This window comes from Micromonospora sp. NPDC048830, from assembly GCF_043198215.1.
Lineage (GTDB): Bacteria > Actinomycetota > Actinomycetes > Mycobacteriales > Micromonosporaceae > Micromonospora.
Map to the genome: position 1 here is coordinate 1 of NZ_JBICUP010000090.1, position 8,872 is coordinate 8,872.

At 67.3% G+C, this 8,872-nt stretch carries 10 protein-coding genes and 1 pseudogene; 2 read left to right on the plus strand and 9 right to left on the minus strand.

Annotated elements, in window-relative coordinates; translation table 11 throughout:
* The 4 genes from ACGFIZ_RS33540 to ACGFIZ_RS33555 form a co-directional block, all read right to left on the minus strand.
* Nucleotides 1–180, minus strand: a 180-nt coding sequence (locus tag ACGFIZ_RS33540; protein ID WP_393427171.1) for a hypothetical protein, incomplete at its 3' end; no start/stop codon positions are given.
* 138 nt (nucleotides 181–318) lie between these two features.
* A complete protein-coding gene (locus tag ACGFIZ_RS33545; RefSeq protein WP_393427174.1) occupies nucleotides 319–561 on the minus strand; it encodes a hypothetical protein in 243 nt (80 codons plus the stop codon).
* A 76-nt stretch (nucleotides 562–637) separates the two neighbouring features.
* Complete coding sequence (locus tag ACGFIZ_RS33550) at nucleotides 638–1,684, minus strand: hypothetical protein (protein ID WP_393427177.1); 1,047 nt, start codon at nucleotides 1,682–1,684, stop codon at nucleotides 638–640.
* A 343-nt stretch (nucleotides 1,685–2,027) separates the two neighbouring features.
* Nucleotides 2,028–2,864: a LysR family transcriptional regulator gene (locus ACGFIZ_RS33555; protein ID WP_393427180.1), complete on the minus strand. Its 837-nt coding sequence runs from the start codon at nucleotides 2,862–2,864 to the stop codon at nucleotides 2,028–2,030.
* A 95-nt stretch (nucleotides 2,865–2,959) separates the two neighbouring features.
* Here ACGFIZ_RS33555 and ACGFIZ_RS33560 point away from each other — a divergent pair, with 95 nt between their 5' ends.
* Complete coding sequence (locus tag ACGFIZ_RS33560; protein WP_393427183.1) at nucleotides 2,960–3,685, plus strand: SDR family NAD(P)-dependent oxidoreductase; 726 nt, start codon at nucleotides 2,960–2,962, stop codon at nucleotides 3,683–3,685.
* A 550-nt stretch (nucleotides 3,686–4,235) separates the two neighbouring features.
* Here ACGFIZ_RS33560 and ACGFIZ_RS33565 read toward each other — a convergent pair.
* The gene (locus ACGFIZ_RS33565; protein WP_393427186.1) at nucleotides 4,236–4,421 is read right to left on the minus strand and encodes a hypothetical protein; all 186 of its coding nucleotides are present in this window, start codon (nucleotides 4,419–4,421) and stop codon (nucleotides 4,236–4,238) included.
* A 17-nt stretch (nucleotides 4,422–4,438) separates the two neighbouring features.
* On the opposite strand from ACGFIZ_RS33565, the pseudogene ACGFIZ_RS33570 reads away from it, so the two are divergent.
* Nucleotides 4,439–4,579, plus strand: a pseudogene (locus tag ACGFIZ_RS33570) (GntR family transcriptional regulator); the annotation flags it as partial.
* A 279-nt stretch (nucleotides 4,580–4,858) separates the two neighbouring features.
* On the opposite strand, the gene ACGFIZ_RS33575 reads toward ACGFIZ_RS33570, so the two are convergent.
* The 4 genes from ACGFIZ_RS33575 to ACGFIZ_RS33590 form a co-directional block, all read right to left on the minus strand.
* Nucleotides 4,859–5,035: a hypothetical protein gene (locus ACGFIZ_RS33575; protein ID WP_393427189.1), complete on the minus strand. Its 177-nt coding sequence runs from the start codon at nucleotides 5,033–5,035 to the stop codon at nucleotides 4,859–4,861.
* A gap of 793 nt (nucleotides 5,036–5,828) precedes the next feature.
* The gene (locus ACGFIZ_RS33580; RefSeq protein WP_393427192.1) at nucleotides 5,829–7,886 is read right to left on the minus strand and encodes a glycogen debranching N-terminal domain-containing protein; all 2,058 of its coding nucleotides are present in this window, start codon (nucleotides 7,884–7,886) and stop codon (nucleotides 5,829–5,831) included.
* Nucleotides 7,883–8,251 carry an SCP2 sterol-binding domain-containing protein gene (locus tag ACGFIZ_RS33585; RefSeq protein ID WP_393427195.1) on the minus strand — a complete coding sequence of 123 codons (369 nt, stop codon included), beginning with the start codon at nucleotides 8,249–8,251 and terminating at the stop codon, nucleotides 7,883–7,885. Before ACGFIZ_RS33585 ends, ACGFIZ_RS33580 begins: the two co-directional genes overlap by 4 nt.
* Nucleotides 8,252–8,307: 56 nt before the next feature.
* The gene (locus ACGFIZ_RS33590; RefSeq protein WP_393427198.1) at nucleotides 8,308–8,670 is read right to left on the minus strand and encodes a hypothetical protein; all 363 of its coding nucleotides are present in this window, start codon (nucleotides 8,668–8,670) and stop codon (nucleotides 8,308–8,310) included.
* Nucleotides 8,671–8,872 lie beyond the last annotated feature (202 nt).

Genomic DNA, 8,872 nt, shown 5'->3' on the forward strand with positions numbered 1-8,872 from the left:
GTTGACGCCCCGGTCGATCCCGACGGCGGGCCCCTGGTGCTGCGCTGGTGTCCCCACCTCCACTTCGGTGCGGAACACGATGTGCCAGCCGAGCGTGTCCTTGACGAGCCGGGCGCCGGTGGTGCGGCCGGGTTCACGGCCGGCGCTGGGGATCGGCCCGGACCAGCGGAACCGGACCACGCCGACTTTCGGTCAGTCAACCCTTCGGCGTACTGCAACGCCGTGACTAGAGCCAGGACCCCCGGCGAGGTCGCCGGCGCACCCCGGACCCCGAAAGCGGCCGCGAACCGCTCATCAGCGAACACCTCACCCAACTGGTCACGCACACTCATCGCCAGACTGCCCTTGGGAAACGCCGCCCTGGCCACCAGCATCGTCTGCTCCGGAACTCGCGCCAACGGGCGCGACCGCATCGACATCGGCGAAACCATCCTGCGGCCGGGAGAGGGAAAAGCCGACCAGCAACACGATCATCCAGGACAGACCAGCCAACACACTGGATCCACAACGGCATGTCACGAATTCAGCAACAGGGTCGCGGGCCACCTCAAAACCATCCACACAGGTTTGATGAGCGACGGTAGAGGTGCACCATCTCCGCTTGGCGTCCTGGCGCATTGTCGACGCGGCTGCCGCCTCACACCGTCGCCGCCGGGCTGCTGGCAAGCTCGGCTGTGCGGCGCATCGCCGTGTCGGCCGCCGCAGGGTCGCGTCGCCCGAGGCCGCAACTGGTCGCGATGTCCACCTGGCGGCCGACCATTCGCTCGATGAGGTTGCGAACGTGGACTTGGGCGGCGAGGTCTTGGCGCTCATGCGCGCAGCCGGCGATGAAGCGTGTCGTGGCCGGAAGCCGGAGCCCCGCAAGCGGCCGGTACCAGCGAGGGTTGATGGGCGGTGGCTCCACCGCAGCGGAGAACGGTGCGTGAACGAATTCCAACGGCCTACCCCCAGGCCACTTTGCCGCGATGGCGTTGGCAAGGCGCACCAAAGGGCCACTGTCCCTCATCCGCGCCAGTGCCCGATGTTGCAGGTCTCCGACGCAGAGGTGGATGCCGAAGCGGGCGCCCTCGGGCGCCTGCCGAGCCAGGCCCGCGATCCCGCGTGCCAGGTAGCCCGCCACGGCCGGCTGACTGAAGCGCGGGACACTCGCCACGAAAACCAACTCGGCCGGTACCTCGATCTGGAACACCACCTGGTCCCCAGCCTCGGCATGGATCGCGCGGATCTCGCGCAACGTTGCATCGGTGAACGCCCTTCGATGCCGAAGCGCCCTGGCAGGACCCAAGGCGAACATCGCCACATCGAGATCGCCCGGCACGCCTACCTGGAACGGCAGCTCCGATCGGCCATGCGCCACGGCCAGCTCTCGATAGATCGGATAGCTGTCGCGGAAGGCTGCTTCGATGCCCACCTTGATGTCGTCACCTCGCAACGTGTGGCCCCGGCGCACCCTGAACATTGGCGTCTTGCTGTAGTCCGACCAGTCGCCGTCACGCGTCAACTCGAAGTCAGGGTGAGTGCGGAGCTCCTCCACGATGTGCAGCACCCAATCCGGGCGGTGCGTTTCACCGTCGGGCACCATGTCGAGGCTGTCCCCTAACTGCGACAGAGCCCACTGCATCGCATCGCGGGGGCTCTCGGCCGGGATGGTGCCAACCAGATGCGTCTTCCGTCTATTCTTCACCCTTGTCCCCATCCTCCAGCCCAGCCGTTCCGCGCTCCAGACCTGCTGGCGACCTCCGGCCGGCATTGGCCGGCCCGGCCAGCGACGCGGTGGAAGGTCGTCATGGCCCCGCCACGCGGCACGAGCAAGATCCAGCCGCAGTTGCGTGATCTGAGTTTCGGCCACTCATCGGACGAGTCGCGTCGAGCCAGCGCCAGTCGTGCAACCGCCGATGTCGATGATATCCGTCGTGCGAGTCAGGTGATCAGGCGTGCCCAGGCACGACCAGCGGCAGATGTGCGCACCCGATCGCGTGCTTTCCGGGCCACCGGTCTTGCCCCCATGTCGTGCCTCCTGAAGAGGCTCAGAGGCGGGTGGCTACGCGGACGAGGTCGGCGAGTGCTCGGGAGCGGCTGTGTGGCGGCCAGGCGATGACGGTCGTCACGGCCGGCGCGTCGAGAACCGGCACGGCGGCCAGGCCTTCGAGCAGGTTGGCGCGGCAGGATTCGGGCAGGACCACGGTGGTGCGGCCAAGCGCGATCAGCTGGAAGAGCTGTGTCTGGTTGCGTACTTCCGCTCCGGGGCCTTCGGGATAGGCGCCGCCGGGGCCGGGCCAGCGGGCAAGCGGGAGGTCCGGCAGTGAACTGACATCCGCCGTCCGGACGTGGGATCTGCCGGCGAGCGGATGCGAGGCGGGAAGGATGGCGACCTGTCCCTCGGTGTTCAGAATTTCGGTGTCGAGTTCGGCCGTCGAGTCGAAGGGTTGATGCAGCAGTGCCACGTCGGCCTGGCCGTCATGCAGCATTCGCTGGGGCTGGGATTCGCAGAGCAGCAGGTCGACGGCGACGGCACCCGGCTCGGCGGCGTACGCGTCGAGCAACTTTGCCAGCAGTTCGCCGGAGGCGCCGGCCTTGGTGGCCAGGACGAGCGAGGGCTGACTCGTCGCGGCACGTTGGGTGCGCCGCTCGGCTGCGGCGAGCGCGCCGAGGATCGCCCGGCCTTCGGCCAGCAGCACTGATCCGGCTTCGGTGAGGGTGACTTTGCGGCTGGTGCGTTCCAGCAACGCGACTCCGAGTCGTTGCTCGAGCTGAGTGATCGTCCGCGACAGCGGCGGCTGGGCGATACCCAGTCGCCGGGCGGCCCGGCCGAAGTGCAACTCCTCGGCGACCGCAACGAAGTACCGCAACTCCCGCGTCTCCACCCGCTCAGACTACCGTCGGATCAATATCAGCTGGGTATCGTTGCGTGACTCAGACGGTGTTGGTGCCCCGCCGGTGTCCGGTCACGATCAACGGCATGAGCGAACAGACGATTGCGCTGATCACCGGCGCGAACAAGGGAATCGGATACGAGATCGCGGTCGGGCTCGGTGCGCTGGGCTGGAGCGTCGGAATCGGGGCCCGGGACGAGCAGCGCCTGGAGGACGCCGTGGCGAAGCTGCGTGCGGCCGGGGTCGATGCGTTCGGTGTGCTCCTCGATGTGACCGACGACGCGAGCGTTGTGGCCGCCGCTGCACTGATCGAGGAGCGTGCCGGGCGGCTTGACGTGCTGGTCAACAATGCCGGCGTCGCCGGGGTATGGCCGGAGGAGCCCTCGACCGTTACGCCGGAGAGTATGCGGGCGGTGGTGGAGACCAACGTGATCGGCGTCGTCCGGGTCATCAACGCGATGCTGCCGCTGCTGCGCCGCTCCGAGCGCCCGCGGATCGTCAACCAGTCCAGCCACGTCGCTTCTCTGACCTTGCAGACCACGCCGGGTGTCGACCTCGGCGGGATCAGCGGGGTGTACTCGCCGTCGAAGACGTTCCTCAACGCGGTCACCATCCAGTACGCCAAGGAACTGAGTGACACCAATATCAAAATCAACAACGCCTGCCCCGGCTACGTCGCTACCGATCTCAACGGCTTCCACGGAACCAGTACGCCCGCAGAAGGCGCCAAGATCGCCATTCGGCTCGCCACGCTGCCCGACGACGGCCCGACCGGTGGGCTGTTCGATGACGCCGGGAATGTGCCCTGGTGACGAGCCCCTCCTTGCTCACCCACCGTTGGGACGCCCCACGGGGACCGTACAAATAACCGGCTGATCGACCGATCAAGGGAGAGACGCCAGTTGACGACCGAGACCACCTCGGGGCAGGAGCCGGCTGTGGGGCCGGTGGGTGCGGTCACGGATGAGCAGTTGATCGGAGCCGGTGTCGCGGGGCGTCCCGGTCAACGACGTCCAGGCGGTGATGGGCCACGAGAAGCTCTGGATCACGCTGAACCTCCACACCCACCGATCCGACGGGCGAGCTCAACGCATCCGCGACGCGTTGCTGACTCATAGCTGACTCATGACCGTGTCCGTCGATACAGTCAGCAAGAGAGGCACCCTCTTCCGAGGGTGCCTCTGCTGGTTATTCGTGGTGGGCGATACTGGGATCGAACCAGTGACCTCTTCGGTGTGAATTGTTGGCGAGCGGGTCGGGTCGGCCTTGATGCGAGGTTACGCGGCCTGCTGAGGCGCTTCTCGGCTTGGTTCGGCTGGCGCGGTTGCTGTACTTCGTTGCTGTACTGCTGGCGTCATATTCTCACCGCAGCCAGCCCAGAGAACGGCGGTGCAGAGTGCCGGCGGGCGCCCAGGTCAGGTTCTCGGTGGCGCGGGCGAACTGCGCCCCCATGTACACCGCCAGCGACATCGGCGCGTCCGCGAACTCCGCTTGCAACTCCCGCCGCCGCGTCCGGCAGGGCCACGGCGCGCCGCAGCCGTCGTTCATCTGGCCTCCCCGTCCGCCCGTCCTTCGCCGCCCTGTGCGAGCACTACAAGGTCAGCAACACCGTCATCCGAGCCGCGATGCTTCTCCTCAAGGCCGAAAAGCTCATCGACGGCCGGCAAGGCAAGGGCGTTTACGTCTCGGACCCACTCCCCAAGTAAGGGCGGCAGACCCGCCCGACCACGGCAAGCCCGGGGCCTCCAGCAGGAGCGACACTGGGCCCGAAACCTCGATCACTCGCTTGTAAGTTCTGCGCGCTTCGTCCGGCGGTATCAGTCCGCATCCGCGACCTCGGGCCACTGTCCGCGCCCGGCAGTCGGCGGCTGCCCTCGTCCCGCTTCATTGCTGTCACCGTTGCTGTCGACAGCCACCTCATGGGGTGAGGCGACTGCCCGCGATTCCTCGGGACCAGCCCTAGCCACACGAGCCGACAGCCTTACTCAGCGCCTTGGCGAGTCGCGTTCCAGGCGCTCCAAGTCGCGCTCCCAAACGGCGATCAGCCCTTCGCTGATCGCGTCGTCGGTGACGCCCCTGCGGATCCAACCGACATTACGGTCGTTGTAGCGAAGCGCAAACACCAGTCCAAGCTCGCGTGAGATCTTCTCCAGCCACGCCACCAGCCACCGGACCTCGGCGCAGAACTGCCGTTCCGCCGCAGGCGTCGCCCATGGTCCCGGCGCTAGAGAAGCATCCGCAGCAGTTCGGGAGAGGACATACGCCGATACTGCCCGACTCTTTTCCCGCCCACCGCCCCAACCATCCCTCGTGAGCGGACCTGCGCGGCAGGATGCACCGATAGACGCTCGGGCCGCCGACCACCTCGCGGTCCCCGACCCATTCGATCCCGCCCGCATGGACTCATGGGCAACTGGAAGGTATGGGCGACTGGCCGGCACCGCGCTACGAACTCGGCGCTACCCAACGGGCTGGATCCGAGGGTCGCGGAGGACGGCGAACAGGTACGCACGCCCGTGATCCGCTGGTCAACATCAGTAAGGGTGGCTTCCGGGCCCATAGCCCAGATCCGCCTCGCTCCGTCCATGGACAGCCACGGCTTCGCCCGGCTGACTGTTTTCTCCTTCTCTCTTCTTTCTCTTTCTTCTTCCGCGAGGGTTTGACGCCGATCAAAAGCGGCCCGGCACCCAGCATCGCACCCACAGCACCCGCACAATGGACTGACGCAACGACCAGTCTCGATCGACAAAAAGTGGGACAGATCCAGATCCAGTTTTCAGCCGCCGTCGACAGCGGAGACGTCGCGCGGGCCGTGTCCGCGGGATGGGGGGATGAAGACGGGCCAAGCAGGTGTTGGCGCACCGGGACTCCCGGCCTGGGCTCGGAGGTACCCGCGCGGACGCCACGATAGCCGGTGCCGCAGTGCCGCGCTGCGGCTCCGAGTACCGGGTGGGGTCATCGTTTGCGGCTGGCGTCCGGGCGGCCGAAGGCATCCATCCGGCCCCACCGGCCGGGGATGTCGAGCAGCTCGACGCGGCCGATCTCCTCGGGAATGGCCGGATCGACGACCAGGTGGCCGTCGTGGGGTTCCAGGCCGAGCAGGGTACGAAGCAGCAGCATCGGCGTGGCGGCTGACCAGGCTTGGGGGCTGCATGCGGTGGGGTACTCGACCGGGTGGATGGTGAGGTCTCGGTCGTACCCGGCGAACGCCTCGGGTAGCCGGTAGTCGAAAAAGGGGGCGGCCTCGATGATGCCGCGGGCGATCAGGCCGGCTTCCCGGCGGTAGCCGTAGCGCCGCATGCCCCAGGCGATGATGGAGTTGTCGAACGGCCAGACGGTGCCGACGTGGTAGCCGACGGGGTTGTAGCGGCCCTGGTCCATGGCGAGGGTGCGGATGCCCCAGCCGGAGTACATCCGGGGGGAAACGAGGTGTTCGACGACCTGGGCGGCCCGCTCGGGATCGACGATGCCGCTCCACAGGAGGTGGCCCATGTTCGAGGCGAGCGCGTCGACATGGCCGCCGTCGCGGTCAAGGGCGAGGGCGTAGTACCCGCCGTCGTCAACCCAGAAGTCGCGGTTGAAGCGTACCTTCAGGTCGGCCGCCTGCCGTTCGAGCTGGTCGGCGTACGCCGGATCGCTCCAGAACTCCCGGGCTAGTCGGGCGGCGCGGATCCTCGCGTCGTAGGCGTAGCCCTGCTGCTCGCAGGTCGCACGGGGCGGTTCGGGGATCCGCCCGTCGGCGTAGGAGATGGAGTCCGGGGAGTCCTTCCAGCACTGATTCTCCAGGCCGTTCCGGAGGTTGCGGGTGCGGTACCAGATGTAGCCGGTGCCGAGCAGGTCGGCGTAGGTGTCGATCCAAGCGAGCGCCAGGCGGGCGGCCTGCTCAAGTTCGCGGACCAGGTCGCGGTCGCCGGTCCAGCGTTCGTACTCATCGAGCAGGATGAGGAACAGCGGGGTGGAATCCGCCGCGCCGTAGTAGGAGGTGTGGGGCTGGTCCTCGAACGCGGCCAATTCCCCGTAACGCACCTCGTGAAGGATCTTGCCGGGCTCCTCATCGCGGAAGTCGTCGAACTTTCCGCCCTGAGCGAGGGCCATGGCCCGCAGGGTGGTGACGGCCATGTCGGGCAGGCACGGCAGCGTCTGGAGGCAGACGATCATGCTGTCGCGACCGAACATGGTCATGAACCAGGGCAGGCCGGCGGCGGGAATACTCCGACCGGCAGTGGTGGTCGGGGTGTACTGCAAGGCGGCCAGGTCGACCAGGCCACGTCGGTAGACGCGGCTGAGCGCCTCGGAGTCGCAGACGAGCGAGGGCGCTTGGTCCATCCACCGGTCGAGTTGGTCGCGCATGCGGGCTCGGCCATGGTGGGTGTGCTGCTGGATACTGGCCTCGCTGGGCTGACCCGGCGCCGCCTCGACCAGGATGTCCACCCGTACGAGGGTGGACCAACGGCTACGCGGTGGGATCCGGATGTTCCAGATGACGCCGCGCCGGTCCATCTTGGCGGGCTCACTGCTGGAGATGACCGCGGAGCGGCGGAAGTTCTCACGCTCGTAGGTCAGCCGCATCTGCCCGTCGCGGACGGAGACCTCGGAGAGGCCCGGCTTGTAGATTTGCTCGTCCTTGATCTCGAACAGGTCGGCGAAGTCCCCGTCGATGTCCAGCCGGACCCGGATCTCGGCATCCTCGCCCATGTGGTTGAGCACGGTGAGCTGTTCTTGGAAGCTGCTGCCGCCGATGGTGCGGTGGCGGATGACGGACAGCTTGGCGTCGACGTAGTGGGTGGGCTCGCCGGGGACGCAGTAGAAGCGGGCCTCGTAGTACTGAAGTGCATCGGTGGACAGCGCGTACATGGGCTGCCCATCGACGGTCAAAACCCAGGTGGAGATGAATCGGGTGTCGAAGGTGAACACCCCGGTGGGCCTGCGCGACGACGGAGCGATGTCCCCTGCTTCGTCCGAGACGACGAAGGTGTTGCCCTGCAAGATGCTGACCAGGTTTCCCGCGCTCATCGCCTGGAGTCCCCCCGGTAGTCCTCGCGGGGGTCGTGGTCCTCGGGCGGTCCGGGGATGAGCTTGCGGAGCATCGCGAACAGCCGAATGTCGCCGAGGACAGTGAGGTCGTTGCGGATCACTGCGGCGAAGATGCTGCCGTGGGTGGAGGCCAAACGCTCGAACGCGTTGGCGCCGGCCAGGACTATGCAGTCGGCGTCGCGTGCGGCGTGGGACACGTCCACCTCACCCTGGTGGATGTCGAGGTACCAGTGCTCGGTCCGGTCGTCAGCGACCAGGTCGAACCGCACGGTGGCGTCGGTGGAGGTGGACAGTGTGGAGTGCCGCCCTGAGAGGCGGTCGAACCATGCCTCGGTCTCTGACATCGTCGTCTCCTTCCCCGTCCGCTGTTCAAGCTGTCCTGCGGAGGGGTGACCGTGCTTCATCCGGATCGGGTGAGGAACGGCAGGATCTGGAGACAGGCTGTCCCGTCCGGTGAGGCACATGTGCCAGGGAAGGCCGCCGACATCGGTTCGCCGCCGGAGATGATCGGGGTGTGCCGCAGCGCCGCGATGTCGACCCGGCTGCGCTGGTAGGCCCGCTGGAGCCTGTCGATGTCACCGGCCAGGTTGGCGCGTTCCGCGGCCCACACGTCCGGCTCGTCGCTGACCTGCTCCTGGATGCGCCGAGCGTGGGTCTGGACGCTCGCCTCCAAGCCGAGATGCGCCGAGGGGCGGACGTGGGCGATAACTTGGAGCATGATGCTCCAGTCCTCGCCGGACCCGAGCAAAATTTGGTAGGTCATGCCGCCGGCGTCGACCTGTGTCGGGCTGACTGGAGTACACCGTCACCTGCCGGCGGAAGTGACCCCGGCTCGTAGGTCGTCAAACTCGAGGCGTCCGGCATCGGAACCGTGTGCCCGGTAGGTCAGGTAGTCCCGTACCCGTGGTGGTCGGGGCACCGGGGCGAGGATACGAACGTCTGTGACCGGATGGGCGACGGGCCGT

Excerpts from the sequence above, each read along its gene's own strand:
- ACGFIZ_RS33560 (WP_393427183.1), top strand. The coding sequence starts at position 2,960 with ATGAGCGAACAGACGATTGCGCTGATCACCGGCGCGAACAAGGGAATC.
- ACGFIZ_RS33565 (WP_393427186.1), bottom strand. The coding sequence starts at position 4,421 with ATGAACGACGGCTGCGGCGCGCCGTGGCCCTGCCGGACGCGGCGGCGG.
- ACGFIZ_RS33585 (WP_393427195.1), bottom strand. The coding sequence starts at position 8,251 with ATGTCAGAGACCGAGGCATGGTTCGACCGCCTCTCAGGGCGGCACTCC.
- ACGFIZ_RS33580 (WP_393427192.1), bottom strand. The coding sequence starts at position 7,886 with ATGAGCGCGGGAAACCTGGTCAGCATCTTGCAGGGCAACACCTTCGTC.
- ACGFIZ_RS33590 (WP_393427198.1), bottom strand. The coding sequence starts at position 8,670 with ATGACCTACCAAATTTTGCTCGGGTCCGGCGAGGACTGGAGCATCATG.